Here is an 18386-nt window from a genome sequence, read left to right as displayed (position 1 = left end):
TTAAAAAATCAGCTTTTTTATTAAAATAAAAACGCATCAACATTCACCCATATCTTTTCCACTCCACAGCGCCCTCTCCAAATCAGAGACCCAAAGCTGCACAACACCGCATCTCAAAGGCCTCGCTGCTGCCGCCACTTGCCAATACTATTTTGTCTTGAAGATGACGCCCTGACTCAAAAGAGCCGCACTCGGTTTGCATAGTCCAAAGTCCGTGAATTAAATTTTATTTTATTTTTATACAAAAATAAGGGATAAGTTTATCTCACAGCAAGGATAAAAAAACCTTATCTAAGATACTTTAACCATTATCACCCAGACAATAGCACCCTATAAATCTTAAGAAATTAACTATTTTTAGGCAATTCCGCTCATGCAGACAGCTGGCAGCACAGCATGGCCGTCTCAGAACTTCATCATACTGGCCAGTCTCTAAAATAGCACGCAGCCACAGCACGCTCGCAGCCTGCTGCCGGCACCGTTGCAGCGCAGCTCATCAGCGGTCCAGCGCCGTCATCGGAAAGTCTGCACTGGGCTCATGCTGCCCGGCCATGATCTTCTTCATCTGGCTCACCAGGTCGGGGTGATCTGTCGCGACGTCCTTCGTCTCGCCGGGATCCGTGGCGATGTTAAACAGCTCCTCCGTTGCCACGCTGGCTTTGGCCTTCCCCTTCCCTTTGGGGGTGAGGTTGCGGCGCACCAGTTTCCATTCCCCCATTCGCAGCATCTGCTGCCCCCCGTAGCCATGAAACTCGCGGTATAGAAACTCCCGGTCTGCCTGCTTCTCCCCGAGCAGCGTCGGAGCAAAGCTGATGCCGTCTGTGCGCGGCGTCTTGTCCTTGGCCCCCGCAAGCTCCAGCAGCGTTGGCATCCAGTCTTCAAATCCGGTAACCCGGTCACTGATGCTACCAGCTTTGATCTTTCCCTGCCAGCGCACGATCCCCGGAGAGCGAATGCCTCCCTCATACAGCGTCCCCTTGCCATCACGTCGACCTTCGCTGGAATCAAAGAAAGCGCAGTCCGTGCCAGCCAGCCCCTGATGCGTGCCGCTGAGCGGCCCGTTGTCGCTGACAAACACAAAGATCGTGTCGTTATCCAGCCCCAGTTCGGTGATCAGCGCCTGCATGCGCCCGATCTCGCGGTCCATCCGCGTGATCATTGCCGCATACGCCGCCTTGGGCCGAAAATGTGGGATGTACCCCTTCCCGCCGGTATAGGGCGGATCGTCGAATTTTCCGGTGTACTCCTTGAGCGAATCATCCGGCACCTGCAGCGCCACATGCGGCACCGTTGTGGGCCAGTACAGGAAGAAAGGCCTGTCTTTGTTGTCACGGGCAAATTTCAGCGCCTGCTCCGCAATGAGGTCCGCCGAGTATTCATTGCCCTGAAAGCGCTTGTAGCTCTCCTCCTTCGCCGGGTCTTCTCCGGGCTTGAAGGTGTCATGAGGGGAAAACGGCGGATTCTTCAGCTCAATCGTCTTGTCATCATCCCACAGATAGGTGGGGTAAAAGTTATGCGCCACCCCTTGGCAGTTGTAGCCAAACCACCGGTCAAACCCCTGCCGCAGCTGCGCCCCGCTTGATGTCGGCCCCCCGAGCCCCCATTTCCCAAAGCCTCCCGTCGGATAGCCCATTGAACGAAAGACCTCCGCCACGGTCACGCTCTCCGCCGGAATCGGAAACTGGCCCTCGTGCTCCTGCCTGCCCACATCTGGCAGCCCCTTGGCGTCTTCTGCCTGGCGGTTGTCGCGGATGAAAGCATGCCCGGGGTGCAGCCCCGTCATCAGCACACACCGCGAAGGGGCACAGACGGCGTTGCCGCAGTACATCTGCGTAAATCGCATCCCCTCCGCCGCCATGCGGTCTAGGTTGGGCGTCTTGATGATCTTCTGCCCGTAGCACCCCAGATCACCGGGCCCCAGGTCGTCGGCCATGATGAAGATGATGTTGGGCTGGCGCGCATGCACCGTCAGCGTCAGGGCGAGCAGAAGAGCAAGAGACTTCATGGGGGATGGGAAACGGCAGCCGGAGCCTTTTCTTGTTTCGCTTTCTGCTTCGGCAGCGAATCCAGCTTCCACTGCAGCCACAGCGTCAGCAGCAGCATCGCCGCAATCAGCAGTAAAATGATGTAAAAGCCAGGGCGCGAGAGAAACTTCATGGGGAATGGATTCCAGCAAAAAAAGCGAGTTTCACCCTGCTCGCTCCGTCTTTCCCATGCCATGAAATTTTCCACCCTGCTTCTTCTGCTTTTCGCCGCACTCCACTCCGCGCGTGCCCTGCCCGAGGCAGACCTCCAGCGCTTCATCGATGAAGCCATCAAAGCAGGCGGCGGCGAGGTCATCATCCCTCCCGGCGTGCATCTCATCGAGCACGGCCTCAGGATCAAAGACGCAAAGAAGCTGCGCATCGTCGGCCTCGATGCCGAAGAGACCGTTCTGAAGCTCCCCCCTGTCGCCTACGCCATCTCCGCAGGTGCCACCGCGGCAGGCGCCACCACGCTCCCGGTGACATCTCAGCGTGGCTTCAAGCCCGGCATGCGGCTCAAGATCGAGGCAGATGGCGAGCAGGACAGCTTCACCAAAAAGCCAAGGCCCTATCACCTGGCCATCGTCAAAGCAGTCCTCAAGGAGGCCATCCAGCTCGAATCCCCCCTGAAGTTCCCCGTGCCAGACCGTACCATGATCCGCCATGAGGACGCCCCCAACCTCATCGAAATTCGCGGAGCTTGCGAAGAGATCCTCATCGAAAAGCTCACCCTCGATGGCGGCCGCGTGGAGGGCGACCCGCCCGTTCGTGGCCATGCCCAGCTCTGCGCCGTGTTTGCCTCAGGAGCCTACAGCTATGAAAAAGGCCCCACCGGGCCGCCGGTGAAAAAGCTGCGCATCTCACGCTGCTTCATCCAAAACTGCCACGGGCGCGGCGTCGCCCTGTATTCGGTGGAAGGCGCCGAAATCGACGGCTGCACCATCCGCGACACATCCGATGAAGCCATCGACTTTGATCATTTCACCACAAAGTCCGTCGCCACGCACAACCACATCGCCCGCAGCCTCGTCGGCGTTGAGCTGAACGATGCCACAGACTGCCTCGTGGCGGGCAATGAGTTCCTGGGCTGCGGCACCGGCATCAACCTCTGGCGCTGGTGCAAGCAGCCGGACCTGAACAAAGGCCATCTGATCGTGAAAAACGTTTTCGACCACACCCTCGGCAACGCCGTGCAGATCGCCACCGGCACCAGCGGTGGCACCGTTGCTCAAAATGAGATCACCGCCTCCGGCAAAAACGGCATCATCCTCTCCGGAGAGGCGCACACCGTGAAGGCAAACAGGATCACCGGCAGCGGTATGAAGGCCATCGTAGTCCAGGAGGGCACACACTCGGTCTCCGAGTGATCAGCCGCCATAGAGAGCCCTCACCAGCCCCAGGCCACGCTCGCCCGGCAGCGCACCGATTTCCATCTGGTTCATCGTGTAAGCAAAGCTCAGCCCGTTCTCAGGATCCGCAAAGGCAAGGCTCCCCCCTGCCCCGGGGTGGCCATAGGCGAGCCGGCTCGGCCCGTAGAGCTGTCGCAGCTTGCTCCCGTCAGACTCAGGACCCCCGTTCATGGCATCCTTCATCATGCCTGCGGAAAAGGCTATGGGTGTCAGCAGCACAGCATCCGTTTCCTGCGTCAGCGTCTGTTCCAGCCGCCGCACCACCGCTTCAGGCACCATCTGCACCCCGTTCCAGCGCCCCCCCTGGGCCAGCATCGCGTAAAATTTCGCCAGCCCATGCGCACTGCCCACCCCACCCATGCTCGCGTAGCCTCGCGACCACATTTCGCTCTGGTTGAAATCACTCACCGCATTCAGCCCAGGAGGCGAGGTAAAGGTCCGCTGTGTCAGCGTGCCCCCTGTGTTGAAGGCCTTGATGAAAGGCTGCTCGCCGTTCGCTAGGCTGATCTTCCCGGGATAGACCGGCGACACACGTTCCCACTCCGCGCTTGGCAGCCCGATCCAGAAATCCAGCGCCAGCGGGCTTCCGAACACCTCACGATAATACTCGCCCAGAGATTCAGCCTGTGTGAGACGCCGCACGATCTCATCCAGCATGAATCCAAACGTACGCGCATGGTAGCCCTGTCGCGTGCCAGGCTCCCACAGCGGGCGCTGGTGCTCAATCGCCTCGATCACCGCATCGTAATCGTAGATCGGCGCACGCTCATCCAGGGCGCACAGCCCGCCGGTATGTGAAAACAGGTGGGTGAAGGCAAGGTTCGCTTTGCCCCCTCCCGCAAACTCGGGCCACACCTCCGCCACCGGGCACTCCAGCGGGATGCCCGCCTCTTCGAGCGCGAGCAGGCAGCACACTGCCGCCGGCCCCTTCGTGGCAGACCACACCGGCACCAGCGTGCCATGATCCCACTTCCGCGTCCGTGCCCGGTCACAATGTCCGTGGGCCAGGTTCAGCACCTCCCGCCCATCCTTCCAGATGGACACAGACGCCCCCATTTCCGATCGTGTGCGGAAGTTCTCCTCAAACCAGGCGCTTACGGCCTGCAGGCTGGCGGGGCTGCCTGCAAAACTCATGCGTGGTGAGCCTCCAGTTGGGCACGCAGACAGTCGAGATCACGGTCTTTTCTGGCATGCTGGCGCAGCTCGCCATCCATCTCAAACGCACGCTGCAGGTAGGTCAGAGACTTCTCCAGATGCCCCAGGCAGGCGTGGTAGCAGCCCATGTTGTAGTAATAGACCGGCTTCGCACGCAGTGTCGCAGGGCCGCGGGAAAGCACATCCACCGCCTCGGCGGTACGCCCCAGTTCATGCAGGCAGAAGGCCGCATGGATAAAGCCTCCGGGTTCCATCGGCTCCTGCACACAAAGCTTCGTCGCCAGCGCCAGCGCCTCCGCCCATCGCTGCCCGCCCATCAGGCACAGCAGCGTGATTTCGATGACATCCACCCGTTTGTGCATTTCTGCCGGCAGCGGAGACAGCTCGGTCTGGGCCTCGTCATAGAGCCCCAGCTCCACGTAGCCCTGAGCGGCGATGATCCTGCGTTCAGCTTCGGTCATTTTTGAATAGGAATGATCTGATCAGACCCCAAAGGCTGACCAGGAACAAGATTTTTGTTCCTGATCACACGCAAAAGCGCTTCTCAGGGGTCGGGCTTCAGGCAGCCGCATTCGCCTCCCGCATTTTCTTTGCCATCTCCATGCGCGAACCGATTTCCCAGCACCCCCAGGTCGTGACGTAGCTCACCAGTGCGACCACCGCCCCCAGCAGAATCCCCCCCACCAGCATGACCGGCGCATGCTCCTTCAGCACGATCCATGCATCCACCATCGACTCGGGCAGATGGGTGGGAAACGGCGAAGTCGGCACCGTGGTGTACAGCGCCAGCACCCATTTGCCAATCGCGTACTCCACCCAGGCCATGAACGGCACCGTCACCGGGTTGCTCACCCAGCACAAGGCGATGGCTATCGGAATGTTGACCCGGAAAATGGCGGACAAGATGATCGCCGCAGGCGTCTGGATGGGCAGCAGTTGCAGCGTGATGAACATCCCGACCGCCATGCCTCCGGAAAGCGTGTGCTGCGTCGGCTTCCAGACTCGTTTGTCCAGGAAATGACGCGCAAACCACCGCCTCGCGGGGCTCTGCCTCAGTTTTCGCGGGTGTTTGAGAAAGCGGATGGTTTTGAACACCGAACGGCGAAACCAACCCCGGGCGAGTGCAAACATGGTCAGTGCCCTCCCCCGTTGTAGACCCAGACCAGCAGCGCACTGCCCAGCGCAATCCGGTACCAGGCAAAACCGTTGAACGTATGCCCCTGCACAAAACGGATCAGCCACTTCACCACAATAAAGGCGGAAACAGCAGCCACCACCGTGCCCAGCGCGACCATCGCCCAGTCTTCGTTCCCCGCCTCGCCGTCCTTGACGGCAGACAGGATTTTAAACGCCCCGGCCGCCATCAGCGTGGGGATCCCCAGCAAAAAGGAAAACTCCGTGGCCGCAGGCCGTGACACCCCGAAAGCCAGCGCCATCAGGATGCTCGCCCCCGAGCGCGAGGTGCCGGGAAACACGGCCGCAAGCAGCTGCGCTAGCGCCACGGCGACGACCACTGCCCATGTGATGTCCTCAGTCCCCGGCTTGTCCTTGTGCAAAAACTCCAGCACCAGGATGATGAAACCACCGATCAACGTCGCCCACGCCACCGGCGGGATCGTTTCAGGCAGCTTGATGCCGAACTTTTTGATGATCAAGCCCCCGGCAGCAGTAATGAAGAAAGACACAAAGAGCTTCGCCAGGTACGTCCGTGTGGTCGCATCTCCCAGCGTCGAAGCCAGGTGCTTCAGCCTCTGGGTGAACACCGCCAGCACCGCCAGCACCGCACCGCTCTGGATCACCACGTTGAACAGGTCGCTCTTCTGCGGCAGCCAGTGCATGTTTTGCGGGATGAGCAGGTGCCCCGTCGAAGAGATCGGCAGGAATTCGGTGACACCTTCAATGATGCCTAGGAGAATGATCGCAAGCCAGTCGGGCATGTCGGAATAAGAGAGTGATTGGGGGCGGGAACAGTGAACAATCAGGCGGGCGGCGCACTTTGCAACTTCACTGAGTACATTGAACCTGATAATTCACACAAGGCTCTCATTCTCTGCCCCCGTGTTGGTTTTCAGACTGGCCTTTGCCTTTTTTTAGACTACCGTCCCCTCCCTCCGGCATGCCAGCCAGTGCCTTCCATTCCCCCAGCACAACCCACAGCCCCCTTTACTCCTGGTGGCGCCTGCTGCTCTGTGCCTGCGCCTCTTGGCTCCTCACGGCTACCGCAGCCGCACAGTCTGGCTCGACCATCCGCGTACGCTTGGCAGATGGCTTTGATTTCCCCGTCGGCAAACCTGACGCAGATGGTTTCTACAAAGCACGTGGCTACTGGCCCAACGGCCATCTGGGTGAAGACTGGAACGGCCGCGGCGGCGGCGACACCGATCTCGGCGAGCCCATCTATGCCATGGGCCGTGGTGTGGTTATTTTTTCGCAGAACATCGGCGTCGGCTGGGGAAACTGCATCCTCATCCGCCACATCTTCCGCGAAGCCGATGGCAAAATCGCCATGGTTGACTCCCTCTACGCCCACCTGCACGAGCGCAAAGTGAAGCTCCATGACCTCATCGAGAAAGGTCAGCTCGTCGGCACCATGGGGGGCAACAACGGCATGTACCCGGTTCACCTGCATTTTGAGGTTCGCAAAAACCTGCAAATCGGCATGAACCGCTCCCAGTTCGCCCGCGATTCATCCAACTACTACAGCCCCACCGCCTTCATCAACGCCCGCCGCGCCCTCCCCTCCAGCATGCAGAAATACTCCGTGCCGGTGAACAATTTCGCCCCCTATGGCCGCGCGATGGCGGACACCGGCAGTGACGGCGTGCGCCCCACCAGTGTCGATGTGCCTTCATTCAAAGGCGGCTCAGACGCTTCCAAGGACGACTCAAAGCAGGACGACGACTTCTGGGCACGCCTGAAAGCCAAAATGCGCTCGGGCCAGACCACCGAAGGCACTGACGAAAAACGCTGAACAAGCATCGGCACATATATTAGCCCTTGATTCATCACCTCCCGTGGTGGCATCTTTGCTGCTACTTCAGCGCAGTTCACTCCCGGCCATGCAAATCCCGTCCCGCCCCATTTATTCCCGATCTCTCTACGGCGGCAGCCTTGTGCCTGTGATCATTGTTGTGGCCGCCCTCGCGCTCAGCACCGCCATCTTCTTCTTTTTCACGAAACAGAAAATTCAGGCCCGTAAAGATGCCGCCGCTGGAACCTCGGCTGCCACAGCCTCACCTGCCAAGTCTGCGCAGGACACCATGCCCGCCGCTCCCCCTGCACCCAAGGCACCGCCTCCCGTGGTGAAGGCTCCCCCGCCCCCAAAACCAGCCCCTGCGAAATTCGCCTTCGCCCGCCCGCTCGATCTCGGCAGGCAGCTCGTGCGCAGCCTGACCACCGGAGATTTTGCCACAGCGGGCAAGCTCGCCGCCGCTTCAGACGCAGAGCAGTCGGAGAGCGCTGCCAAAATCTTCGAAAAACTCGCCTCCATGGGCTACAAGCCGGCGGCGGAAGATCAGGTTGAGCTTCTTGGCCTCGTCGAAAACCGCACTCGCATCGCCCTGCCCTTTGTCCTGCAGGGCTCTCAGGAAACCGTGCGCATTCAGCTGGATCTGGAGCGGGATGAGCACATGGGCTGGAAAGTCGCCAAAGCCACCCTGCCCAAGGCCATGAGCAGCGCCATTGCCTCCATGCCCGCACCCGGCGCAGCCCCGGCACCCGCCGCGGTCAGCACCACCGGCGCACCCTCGGCGCCGGCCCCGGTAGCCACCACTTCCATGAAGCCGCTTTTCACTGTTGAAGACGGCACCGACGCCCTCGCCTATGCCAGCGACTTTGTCAGGCACCTCCTCAAGCACGACTTCACCGCCGCACGCGCCTACGTCGATGACAAAAAAGTCCCCGTCGAACGCCTCGTCGGTCTCTGCATCGTCTTTGAAGAAGGCCAGTATGCCCTGAACCCGGCCAAGCCCCTCATCGTCACCATCGCCAATCCCGAAGTCTCCTGGGTCATCGCCCAGGTGCAGTCGGAGTCTCTTCAGCAAAACACTGAATTTGGCGTGGAGCTCAAGCGCGCAGACACCGCACAGCCCTGGCAGATTGTGGGCCTCAATCTCTCAGACATCCTAGGCTCCTTCGCCAAAAGCGCCTCAAAGCTCGGCGTGCCCTACACCCCCATCGTGAAGAACCCCAAGGGCGGCGAATCCCTGGCCCTCTACTTCGAATACGACCGCGCCGAACTTCACCCCCGGGCCCTCAAGCAGCTCGAAGTCATCGCCGCCCTGATGAAGGCAGACCCCAGCAAAAAACTCCGCATCGCCGGCCACACCGATGAAAAAGGTGAGGATGACTACAACATCCGCCTCTCCCGCGGACGCGCCGAAGCCGTCAAACAGCAGCTCGCCGCACTCGGCGTCCCTGCCGCGCAGGTCGAGACCACCGGCCTCGGCAAAGCCCAGCCCCTCAGTCCCAACAAAAAATCCGACGGCTCCGACGACCCCGAAGGCCGCAGCCACAACCGCCGCGCCGAAATCTATCTCGATTTCTGATTCTTCGCCTCATCTTGCGCCGTTGTCGCGTCCGCCTAGTCTGGCGCACGCATGAAGAAAAACACCCCGCCCATCCCGCCTCCGCCCGCTTCATCGTGGAAGGCCGGGATGTTTTTCGGCGGCATCGCCGCCATCATTGCCAGCCTCGCAGCCTGGGCCTTCTGGCCGCAAACAAAATACACCCCGGTTCCTGTTCCTCCCGCAGTCGTCTCCCTAGCCAAGGTTGAGCCCTACGTCATGCCAGATGAAAAGGCGGCTTTTGCACAGTACGCCGGCTCCCAAAGCTGCCGCGAATGCCACGCCGACCAGTTTGCCAAATGGCAGGGCTCCCATCACGGCCTGGCCGAACGCAAACCTGACCCTAGGCTGGACGACCCCGCCTTCGTCCCCACCCGCACCTTCCAGCACGGCACTCAGTCCACCGAAGTACGCAAAAACGGCGGCAGCTACGAACTCGTCTCACTGGGCTTCGACAGCAAGACCGCTCCTTATCGTGTCGAACGCATCATCGGCCACGACCCGCTTCGTCAGTTCCTCGTCGACGGCGGCAACGGCCGCCTCCAGGCCATGGAGGCCTGCCTCGATCCCAGGAAAAACGAGTGGTTCGACGTCTATGGAAACGAAGACCGCAAGCCGGGTGAGTGGGGCCACTGGACCGGACGCGGCATGGTCTGGAACCAGATGTGCGCCACCTGCCACAACACACGCCTGCGCAAAAACTACGACGCCAAAACCGACGGCTACCGCACCACCATGGCCGAGATGTCCGTGAGCTGTGAGTCCTGCCACGGCCCCATGAAACCCCACACCGCCTGGCAGCATTCCCACCCCGGCGCCAAAGGTGACCCCACCCTCACCAAATGGACCCGCGACCAGCACATCGAAAACTGCGCCGGCTGCCATGCCCGCCGCGGCGAAATCACCGGCGACTTCGTGCCCGGCGAATCCTTCTGGGACCACTACCACCTCACCATCACAGATCAGACCGACACCTTCTATCCCGACGGCCAGATCCGCGACGAAAACTACGAGTTCAGCAGCTTCTTCAGCAGCCGCATGCACCACGCCGGCGTCCGCTGCATGGACTGCCACGACATGCACAGCATGAAGACCACCCTTCCCGGCAACCAGCTCTGCATGCGCTGCCACACCCCCGGCGGCTTCCCCAATGCCCCGCCCATCATGCCCGAAGCTCACAGCTTTCACCAGGCCTCCAGCACCGGAAACCAGTGCGTCAACTGCCACATGCCCCAGACCGTTTACATGCAGCGCCACCCGCGCCACGACCACGGCTTCACCATTCCAGACCCCCTGCTCACCAAGCAGTTCAGCATCCCCAACGCCTGCAACAAATGCCACACCGACAAAACAACCGACTGGGCGCTCGAAGCCACCCAGAAATGGTGGGGCCCGAAGATGGACCGCAAAACACGCACCCGCGCCACCCTCATCGCCCAGGCCCGCCAGGGAAATGAAACCGCACGAGACGGCCTCCTGGCCCTCCTGGGCAGCGATGAAATCCCCCACTGGAAGGCCAGCGCCACCCTGCTCCTGGACCGCTGGATCGACCAGCCCGCAGTTCAGACCGCTGTCACTTCCCTTTTGCAGCATCCCCACCCCATCGTTCGTGAAAGCGCCATCCGCACCCTGGAGCCCGTCCTGCACAGCGGCACCCTGCGTTCCTCCATCGAGCCCCTTCTCAGCGACCCCGTCCGTGGCGTCCGCGTCTCCGCAGCCTGGGCCCTGCGTGAAAGCCTCCACCTCGACTCCCCCGCAGGCCAGGACCTCCAGCACATGCTCCGCTGGAATGCAGATCAGCCCAGCGGCCAGATGCAGCTCGCCCAGTTTGAGTTCGCACGGCGGGACATCCCCGCCGCCACCCGGCACATGGAAACCGCCATCCGCTGGGACCCCAACTCCCCTCCCTTCCATCATGACCTCGCCATGATGTACAGCTCCTCCGGCCAGACACAGCTCGCCATCTCCAAGCTCCGCGACGCCATCAAGCTCGCCCCCAATCACGCCGAATACCACTACGAGCTCGGCCTCGCCCTCAGCGAGACCGGAGACATGCCCGCCGTCATCCAATCCCTCCAAGAAGCTACCCGCCTCGATCCCAGCCTGTCACGCGCCTGGTACAATCTCGGCCTCGCCAAAAACGGCCAGAACGACATCCCCGGCGCCCTCGATGCCATGCAGCGCGGCGAACTCGCCAACCCTCGCGACCCCGGCATCCCCTACGCACGCGCCACCATCCTCGCACGCCAGAACCGCATCCCGGAGGCCCTCGCCGCCCTGGATCGCGCCCTGCGCATCTCTCCAGATTATGGCGAAGCCCTGCAGCTTCGCGCTGCTCTCACACGCCGCTGACCGCCCACGCTCAGCCGTCCGCCTTTTTCCACTCCTCGCCTTCCTCGTCGTCGTCCTCCCCGCCAAATCCGTCATCATACTCCTCATCCCCCTTGCCGGGTTCGATGCCAGCGATGGAGTTGATGTCATCGTCGCTGAATTCCTCGATGTCGTCGTCCTCTTCATCGTCCTCCTCGGCAGCTTCAGCCGCCTGCTGCACTTCAAGCCCCTTCTTCTCGATCTGTGCCAGCGTGTCGCTCACATCTTCCACCGTGTCCCACACATTTTTGGCCACAAAAATCGGCGCGCTCTGCTGCACCGCCATCGCGATGCTGTCGCTCGGCCTGGCATCCAGCTCGATCACCTTCCGCGTCGTGTGCAGTTCGTTTTCGGCGGAAATGATCAGCCGCGCATGAAACACGCTCCCGTTGATGTTGTTGATCACCACCCGCTCCACCTTCGCCCCAAACGCCAGCAGCAGATGCCCCACCAGATCGTGCGTCAGCGGCCTCTCCTTCGAGACCCCCCTCATGAACATGGAGATCGCCGTGCCCACCGACTCGTCAATGTAGATCACAAAAACCTTGCTCTCATTGCCCAGGAAAACGGCAAAGCTCCCCTCCAGCGGCAGCACTGCACGCACCTGCACTTCGATGACATCCTTGTTCATTAAGGCCAATTAAAAGCCGCACGCAGCCCGAAGGCAACACACACCGTGGGTTTTTCTGTGCCTAAACTGTACCACTCGGCACCCGCACCGCACCGCCCCCCAGCCCCATCGCCAGGTAGCGTCGCGCTATTTCGACATACTTCAGCGCCAGCTTCGCATTGCTCCGCTGCTCCTCCACCGAAAGCACACGCACCACCCGCGCCGGTGAGCCCACCACCAGAGACCCCTCCGGGATGACCGCGTTTTTAGTGACCAGCGCCCCTGCGGCGATGATGCTTCGCGCCCCGATCTGCGCACCATCCAGGATGATCGCCCCCATTCCCACCAGCACCTCATCCCCCACCGTGCAGGCATGCACCACTGCACGATGCCCCACCGTCACGCGCTCCCCCAGCACACAGGCGCAGTCGTCGCTCACATGCAGCACACTGCCATCCTGCACATTGCTCTGCGCCCCGACGACGATGCGGTTGATGTCCCCTCGTAGGACCGCCCCGTACCACACGCTCGACTGCTCCCTCATCTCCACCGCACCCAGCACAACGGCCCCCTGTGCGATAAAGGCATCCTCCGCCACAGAAGGCTGTGAATCCGGAAGCAAGAATTTCTTTAAAGGTTCCATGGCAGCATGAAAGATTTTTTATGTTTGTGAATCGCGACGGAAAGCGCCATAAAAAGCACCTCGCCGCATTCATTCTGGAACGGACTCGCCTTCAATCCAACAACGAATCACACACACGCCTATGAACAAAGCTCAGCTCATCGACGCCGTTCAGGAAATCCTGGGAGGAGACACCTCCAAACGAGCCGCCTCAGATGCCTTGGACGCCGTGCTCAAGGCCATCACAAACGGTGTGAAACACGGGCCCGTCCAGCTCATCGGCTTCGGCACGTTCAAGCCCGTGGAGCGCCCCGCGCGCATCGGCCGCAATCCCCGCAAACCTGAAGTCGAGGTCGAGATAAAAGCCTCCAAGACCGTACGCTTCGTCGCCTCCGCAGCACTCAAGAGCTCACTCTAGCCCGGCGCTCCGCCGGTGCCCTCTGGCATCCCACCCGCCGCTGCCGCTAGTCCTTCAGCTCCTGCTCCATCCGCTCGCTCAGCCACTGCTTGATCATGCTCTGGTAGTTCAGGTACCGCCGGCGTGCCACACGCTTGATCCGGCTCAGCATCCTCGGGTCAAATCTCAGCGTGATCGTCGTGGACTCACGCACATCCGCACGATGAATGGACGACTGCATCAGCCGCGCGTCCAACTGGTGCGCGCCCCAGAATTTCACCTCCGCCTCATCGGCGTCAAACGCCGGCACATCCCTCCAGGCTCTCACAGGTTTTAGGTCAGCAGGTGCGGTTTCCATGTGGATGTTTGATGTCAGAGTTCCTCCGCCTTTTTGCGCTCAAAAAATTCATGCTCCCCGGGCGTCATCAGCCTCGCGAAGATCACTCGGTAGCGTTTGCCATCCGTCCAGAAAACACTGAACACAGGCTTGCCCTGCAGCGATTTGCCCAGGTTGTAATACCTCGCCTCCGCATTCTCATGCTGCCCGTCCGGCAGCAGCTTGATCGAGAACGGATCCTCAAACGACTCCTCGATGTCCTTCGGCGGAAGTATCGAGAGGTCAAAGGCGGTGCCGATCCAGTCAAAGTCCATGAGCGGTAGATTACGAGATTATTTGCGGTATTCGATCAGTTCTATCTCATACCCCTCCGGGGCGTCAATGAAAGCAAACACACCGCTCGAGCTCGGCGTCGGGCCGTCAGAGAGCGGATATCCCAGCGCGGCCGAGTGCTTTGCAAACTCCTCAATGCTCTCCACCTCAAACGCCAGATGCGTCAGGTCGCTGCAAAACGTCACAGGCCCGCTTGCCGGATAGCTGCAGATCTCGATCAACTCATCACTGTTCGGCGTCTGCAGAAACACCAGCTCAGAGCCGCGCGGCGACTTGTGCCGGCGCACCTCCTTCAGCCCCAGTACCTGCGTGTAGAAGTGGATCGTTTTTTCGAGATCATTCACCCGGTAGCGGGTGTGAAGAAGCTTTTTAACCATAGTTCTCTCCTTTATGCCACAGGCTGGCCAGCGTGGCAAATGATCCTCCTTGTGGAGGAAAGCTTGATGCGGCTGACGACGTCTCTTAGAACCTCTCTCATGATTTCCATCGACCTCACCGGCAAAGTCGCCCTCATCACCGGCGCATCTCAGGGCATCGGCACCCAAGTCGCCCGCACTTTCCACCGCGCAGGCGCCTCCGTCGTCATCAATCACCTCGGCACCCCCGCCACCACGGCAGATGCCCAGACACTCGCAGACGAGCTCAACCTCCTCCGCACAGATAGCGCCAGCATCATCGCCGCAGACGTGGCCAGCCCAGATCAGGTGCGGGCCATGATGGCAGACATTCAGGCCCGCCACGGCGGCCTCGACTACCTCGTCAACAACGCTGCCATCATCAAAGACCGCACCATCGCCAAGATGAGCCTCGAAGAATGGGACGCTGTCATCGACGTCAATCTCTCCGGCGTCTTCTACTGCTGCAAATACGCCCTCGAAATCATGCGCGACCACGGCGCCATCGTTAGCTTCGGCAGCATCGCCGCCATTCAGGGCTTCTTCGGCCAGGCCAACTACGCCGCCGCCAAATCCGGCGTTCAGGCCATGATGCGCGTCCTCAGCCGTGAGGCCGCCCGCAAACAGATCCGCGCCAACGCCATCGCCCCCGGCGTCATCGACACCGCCATGGCCGCCACCATCCCCGAAAACGTCCGTGCCGAGATGATCAAAAACGTCCCCCTCGCCCGCTTCGGCACCACCGAGGAAGTCGCCAACGTCGTCCTCTTCCTCTGCTCCCCCCTCGCCTCCTACGTCACCGGCCAGACCCTCGAAATCAACGGCGGCTGGAGAGGCTGATCCCCGCCACTCCTCCAGCTCCTCCTCCCGGAAACGCCCCCGCCCCTCACCCCATCTCTGCGTTTTTCCAATCTCTGCGGTGCGTCCTCCGGTCCCTCAGCGCATTCTCATCACCCACCCCAGAATGAAAGCTTCATCTCTGCGGTCTTCTCATCTCTTGCGGTGTTAAATCCGGTCCCCATTACCTTCCCCAGCCATTGAAACATGCGCGCACCCGCCATCCTCGCCAGTGCTGACGAAGCCATCGCCGCCATCCCCAGCGGCTCCACCATCGCCGTGAGCGGCTTCGTCGGCGCCGGTCATGCAGAATTGCTCACCTCCGCCTTGGAGCGCCGCTTCCTCCAAACCGGCACCCCCACAGACCTCACCCTCTACTACTGCGCAGGCCAGGGAGACAGGGCGGAACGCGGCCTGAATCACCTCGCCCATCGCGGCCTGCTCAAGCGCATCGTCGGCGGCCACTGGAACCTCGCTCCCAAGCTCGGCGCACTCGCACTCGCCAACGCAGTCGAAGCCTACAATCTGCCCCAGGGTGTCCTCTCCGTCCTCACACGCGAGATCGCTGCCAAACGCCCCGGCTTGTTCACCCAGGTCGGACTGAACACCTTCATCGACCCCGTGAACGGCGGCGGCATGATGAACGCACGCACCACCGAACCTCTCGTCGAACGCATCGAGCTCGATGGCAAAACATGGCTCCGCTACAAGTCCATGCCCATCCACGTCGCCCTCATTCGCGCCACCTATGCCGATCACCGCGGCAATCTGAGCATGGATCGCGAAGGCCTCATCAGCGAAGTCCTCCCCATGGCGCAAGCCGCAAAAAACCACGGCGGCATCGTCATCGCCCAGGTCGAAAGCATCGTCGATCAACTCCCCGATCCCAAATCCGTGCGCGTCCCCGGCCTCCTCGTTGACTACATCGTCCCATCCCACGGCCAGCAGCACGATCAGACCTTTGGCGAAGCATTCAAAGAAGATTTCGTCGTCACCAGCGACGGCACCTTCACCCTGCCCCCGATGCCCGAATCCGACCGCAAACGCATCGGCGCACGCGCCCTGCAGGAGGTGCGCAAAGGAGACATCGTCAATCTCGGCATCGGCCTCCCCGAAGCCGTCGCCATGGTCGCCGCCGAAACCGGCCGCCTCCACGAGTTCACCCTCACCGTCGAAAGCGGCCCCACCGGCGGCGTCCCCGCCTCCGGCCTCAGCTTCGGCTGCAGCCACTTCCCGGAAGCCATCATCGACCAGCCCGCCCAGTTCGACTTCTACGACGGCGGCGGCCTCGACATCGGCGTCCTCGGTGCCGTCGAAATCGACGCTGAAGGCAGCGTCAACGTCACCAGCTTCGCCGGTCGCTTCGCCGGCGTCGGCGGCTTCGTCAACATCGCCCAGAGCGCCCGCCGCCTCATCTTCTGCTGCACCTTCGAGGCCAAGGGGCAGCCCAAGTTCGTGCAGAAAATCCAGCACGTCTGCTTCCACGGCCCCACCGCACTCCGCAACGGCCAGCAGGTCCTCTACGTCACCGAGCGCGCCGTCTTCCAGCTCGCCCCCGGCGGCCTCCGCCTCATCGAAATCACCCCCGGCCTCGACCTCCAGGCAGACATCCTCTCCAAAATGGAATTCACCCCCCTCATCGGCATCGCACACGATTCGCCCAGCGTGCCCGCATGAATCAACGCCCTGTTAGAGCATCTCAACTCCGGCACCTCAAAAATCAAAAATCGATTGCTCGACAATCATCAATCACTCACACACCCCAGGCTTAGCATCTGTCGAAACACACGCCACGCTGACTCACTCTGGCACCGGCCATCCTCTTCCGTCCTCTCTGTCCCTCTGCGGATCACCCACACATCCGCGCACCTCACACGCTTCCGCCCAAAGAGCTTTAAAAGAGCTTTAAACTTCAAACTTTAAATCTGTAACTTTCCCCCTCCCCAATGCCCCCCGTTTACATCATCGACGCCCGCCGCACTCCCATTGGCCGTTTCGGCGGCGGCCTCAAAGACCTCACCGCCACCCAGCTCGGCCACGCCCTTGGCGACGCCATGCTTCCTGCGCCCCTCCGCGCCCACATCCAGCAGGTCATCCTCGGCCAGGTCCTCCAGGCAGGCGCAGGCATGAACGTCGCCCGCCAGATCGCCCTCAAGCTCGGCATCCCCCAGGAAGTCCCCGCCTACACCGTCAACATGGCCTGCGGCTCCTCCCTCAAAGCCGTCGCCCTCGCCGCAGACTCCATCCGCTCCGGTGAAAACGACCTCGTCCTCGCTGGGGGCGTCGAATCCATGAGCCGCGCCCCCCACTACGCCACCGACCTCCGCTTCGGCAAAAAACTCGGCGACTCCTCCCTCCAGGACGCCCTGTTCGTCGATGGCCTCACCGATCCCCTCCTCAAAATCGGCATGGGCGAAACCGCCGAACGCATCGCCGACAAACACGCCATCTCCCGCGCCGAGCAGGACGCCTTCGCCGCCCTCAGCCAGAGCCGCGTCGCCGCCAGCCGTGCCGCTTTATCCCGCGAGATCATCCCCATCGGCGAACTCACCGAAGACGAGCACCCACGCGCCGACACCACCGCCGACTCCCTCGCTAAATTGAAACCCGCCTTCCGCAAAGACGGCACCGTCACCGCTGGCAATGCCTCAGGCATCAATGATGGCGCTGCTTTGGCCCTGCTCGCCAGCGAGGACGCCGTCTCACGCCACGGTCTGCAACCTCGCGCTCGCATCATCGCCAGCACCGCTGTCGGCTGTGATCCCGCCTTGATGGGCCTCGGTCCCGTCGGCGCTATTCGCAAAGTCTGCGCTCAAACTGGCTGGAGCCTAGACGAAGTCGATGCCATCGAGATCAACGAAGCCTTCGCCGTCCAAGCCCTTGGCTGCGTCAAGGAACTCGATCTCGACACCACCAAACTCAACCCCCGCGGCGGAGCCATCGCCCTCGGTCACCCCATCGGGGCCAGCGGCGCCCGCGTCCTCATCACCCTCCTCCACCACATGGAAGACAACAACCTCCGCCGCGGCATCGCCTCCCTCTGCATCGGCGGCGGCATGGGCATCGCCCTCGCCATCGAGCGCGACGCCACCTGAGATCATTCTCAGGCCCACCAAATGCCCAGCAGCCAAAGCTGCCCCCACTTCTCACCTCGCAGTCACCATTTAAAATAATGCCAGGCATTTAGTTTATTGACTCCACTCGCTGCAGATTGAAACCCAAAGTGCACCTGGGCTGGTTTTTGGAATTAGATGGGTTTGAGCAGGAAAGGCAAGAGGGAATGAGGTGATTGAAAGCCGAGTGTTTTGCGTGGTCGGAAGTTAAGTTGGTTT

At 61.3% G+C, this 18386-nt stretch carries 19 protein-coding genes; 8 read left to right on the top strand and 11 right to left on the bottom strand.

From position 1 onward, the window contains the following. Window positions 1–496: 496 nt before the first annotated feature. Both ACFQDI_RS00095 and ACFQDI_RS00090 read right to left on the bottom strand, forming a co-directional pair. A complete protein-coding gene (locus ACFQDI_RS00095; protein WP_377162111.1) occupies window positions 497–2005 on the bottom strand; it encodes an arylsulfatase in 1509 nt (502 codons plus the stop codon). Further along, window positions 2002–2157 carry a hypothetical protein gene (locus ACFQDI_RS00090; protein WP_377162108.1) on the bottom strand — a complete coding sequence of 52 codons (156 nt, stop codon included), beginning with the start codon at window positions 2155–2157 and terminating at the stop codon, window positions 2002–2004. The genes ACFQDI_RS00095 and ACFQDI_RS00090 overlap by 4 nt, the downstream gene beginning before the upstream one ends. A gap of 61 nt (window positions 2158–2218) precedes the next feature. Between ACFQDI_RS00090 and ACFQDI_RS00085 the strand changes: the two genes are divergently transcribed. Further along, entirely contained in the window at window positions 2219–3391 is a 1173-nt protein-coding gene (locus ACFQDI_RS00085) for a right-handed parallel beta-helix repeat-containing protein (RefSeq protein WP_377162105.1), read from the top strand. On the opposite strand, the gene ACFQDI_RS00080 is transcribed toward ACFQDI_RS00085, so the two are convergent. The 4 genes from ACFQDI_RS00080 to ACFQDI_RS00065 form a co-directional block, all read right to left on the bottom strand. Next, window positions 3392–4567, bottom strand: coding sequence for a serine hydrolase domain-containing protein (locus tag ACFQDI_RS00080; protein WP_377162102.1), 1176 nt, complete (start codon window positions 4565–4567; stop codon window positions 3392–3394). Continuing rightward, window positions 4564–5049 (bottom strand): TPR end-of-group domain-containing protein, encoded by a 486-nt coding sequence (locus ACFQDI_RS00075; protein WP_377162099.1) that lies wholly within the window; start codon window positions 5047–5049, stop codon window positions 4564–4566. Before ACFQDI_RS00075 ends, ACFQDI_RS00080 begins: the two co-directional genes overlap by 4 nt. A gap of 97 nt (window positions 5050–5146) precedes the next feature. Continuing rightward, a complete protein-coding gene (locus tag ACFQDI_RS00070; protein ID WP_377162096.1) occupies window positions 5147–5719 on the bottom strand; it encodes a DUF2062 domain-containing protein in 573 nt (190 codons plus the stop codon). Window positions 5720–5721: 2 nt separating this feature from the next. After that, a complete protein-coding gene (locus tag ACFQDI_RS00065) occupies window positions 5722–6525 on the bottom strand; it encodes an undecaprenyl-diphosphate phosphatase (protein ID WP_377162093.1) in 804 nt (267 codons plus the stop codon). Window positions 6526–6704: 179 nt separating this feature from the next. Between ACFQDI_RS00065 and ACFQDI_RS00060 the strand changes: the two genes are divergently transcribed. From ACFQDI_RS00060 to ACFQDI_RS00050, 3 genes are all read left to right on the top strand, one after another. Then, window positions 6705–7559 carry a M23 family metallopeptidase gene (locus ACFQDI_RS00060; RefSeq protein ID WP_377162090.1) on the top strand — a complete coding sequence of 285 codons (855 nt, stop codon included), beginning with the start codon at window positions 6705–6707 and terminating at the stop codon, window positions 7557–7559. Between the two features lie 88 nt (window positions 7560–7647). After that, window positions 7648–9135, top strand: a complete 1488-nt coding sequence (locus ACFQDI_RS00055; RefSeq protein ID WP_377162087.1) for an OmpA family protein — start codon at window positions 7648–7650, stop codon at window positions 9133–9135. A 51-nt stretch (window positions 9136–9186) separates the two neighbouring features. Next, window positions 9187–11505 carry a tetratricopeptide repeat protein gene (locus ACFQDI_RS00050; protein WP_377162084.1) on the top strand — a complete coding sequence of 773 codons (2319 nt, stop codon included), beginning with the start codon at window positions 9187–9189 and terminating at the stop codon, window positions 11503–11505. A 10-nt stretch (window positions 11506–11515) separates the two neighbouring features. Here the strand turns inward: ACFQDI_RS00050 and ACFQDI_RS00045 are convergent, their stop codons facing one another. Beyond that, window positions 11516–12154 carry a bifunctional nuclease family protein gene (locus tag ACFQDI_RS00045; RefSeq protein WP_377162081.1) on the bottom strand — a complete coding sequence of 213 codons (639 nt, stop codon included), beginning with the start codon at window positions 12152–12154 and terminating at the stop codon, window positions 11516–11518. Between the two features lie 61 nt (window positions 12155–12215). Beyond that, window positions 12216–12755 carry a gamma carbonic anhydrase family protein gene (locus ACFQDI_RS00040; RefSeq protein ID WP_377162078.1) on the bottom strand — a complete coding sequence of 180 codons (540 nt, stop codon included), beginning with the start codon at window positions 12753–12755 and terminating at the stop codon, window positions 12216–12218. A 142-nt stretch (window positions 12756–12897) separates the two neighbouring features. On the opposite strand from ACFQDI_RS00040, the gene ACFQDI_RS00035 reads away from it, so the two are divergent. After that, a complete protein-coding gene (locus ACFQDI_RS00035; RefSeq protein WP_377162075.1) occupies window positions 12898–13173 on the top strand; it encodes an HU family DNA-binding protein in 276 nt (91 codons plus the stop codon). A 46-nt stretch (window positions 13174–13219) separates the two neighbouring features. Here ACFQDI_RS00035 and ACFQDI_RS00030 read toward each other — a convergent pair whose 3' ends face one another. Genes ACFQDI_RS00030 through ACFQDI_RS00020 form a run of 3 tightly spaced genes read right to left on the bottom strand, consistent with a single transcriptional unit; the run spans window position 13220 to window position 14199 of the window. Next, a complete protein-coding gene (locus tag ACFQDI_RS00030; RefSeq protein WP_377162072.1) occupies window positions 13220–13510 on the bottom strand; it encodes a CopG family antitoxin in 291 nt (96 codons plus the stop codon). Window positions 13511–13524: 14 nt separating this feature from the next. Continuing rightward, entirely contained in the window at window positions 13525–13803 is a 279-nt protein-coding gene (locus tag ACFQDI_RS00025; protein ID WP_377162069.1) for a BrnT family toxin, read from the bottom strand. An 18-nt stretch (window positions 13804–13821) separates the two neighbouring features. Next, window positions 13822–14199, bottom strand: coding sequence for a VOC family protein (locus ACFQDI_RS00020; protein ID WP_184344596.1), 378 nt, complete (start codon window positions 14197–14199; stop codon window positions 13822–13824). Between the two features lie 99 nt (window positions 14200–14298). Here ACFQDI_RS00020 and ACFQDI_RS00015 point away from each other — a divergent pair, with 99 nt between their 5' ends. The 3 genes from ACFQDI_RS00015 to ACFQDI_RS00005 all read left to right on the top strand — a co-directional run bounded on the left by ACFQDI_RS00015 (window position 14299) and on the right by ACFQDI_RS00005 (window position 18149). Further along, entirely contained in the window at window positions 14299–15057 is a 759-nt protein-coding gene (locus ACFQDI_RS00015; RefSeq protein ID WP_377162065.1) for an SDR family oxidoreductase, read from the top strand. Between the two features lie 204 nt (window positions 15058–15261). Continuing rightward, window positions 15262–16731 carry an acyl CoA:acetate/3-ketoacid CoA transferase gene (locus ACFQDI_RS00010; RefSeq protein WP_377162062.1) on the top strand — a complete coding sequence of 490 codons (1470 nt, stop codon included), beginning with the start codon at window positions 15262–15264 and terminating at the stop codon, window positions 16729–16731. Window positions 16732–17000: 269 nt separating this feature from the next. Continuing rightward, on the top strand, window positions 17001–18149 hold the full coding sequence (locus tag ACFQDI_RS00005; RefSeq protein WP_377162059.1) for a thiolase family protein: 1149 nt from the start codon (window positions 17001–17003) through the stop codon (window positions 18147–18149). Window positions 18150–18386 lie beyond the last annotated feature (237 nt).

Origin of the sequence: Prosthecobacter fluviatilis, from assembly GCF_042655725.1 — a bacterium.
GTDB classification, from domain to species: domain Bacteria; phylum Verrucomicrobiota; class Verrucomicrobiia; order Verrucomicrobiales; family Verrucomicrobiaceae; genus Prosthecobacter; species Prosthecobacter fluviatilis.
The sequence above is the reverse complement of the archived record's forward strand: the minus strand, read 5'-3'. Positions and strand labels throughout refer to the sequence as shown.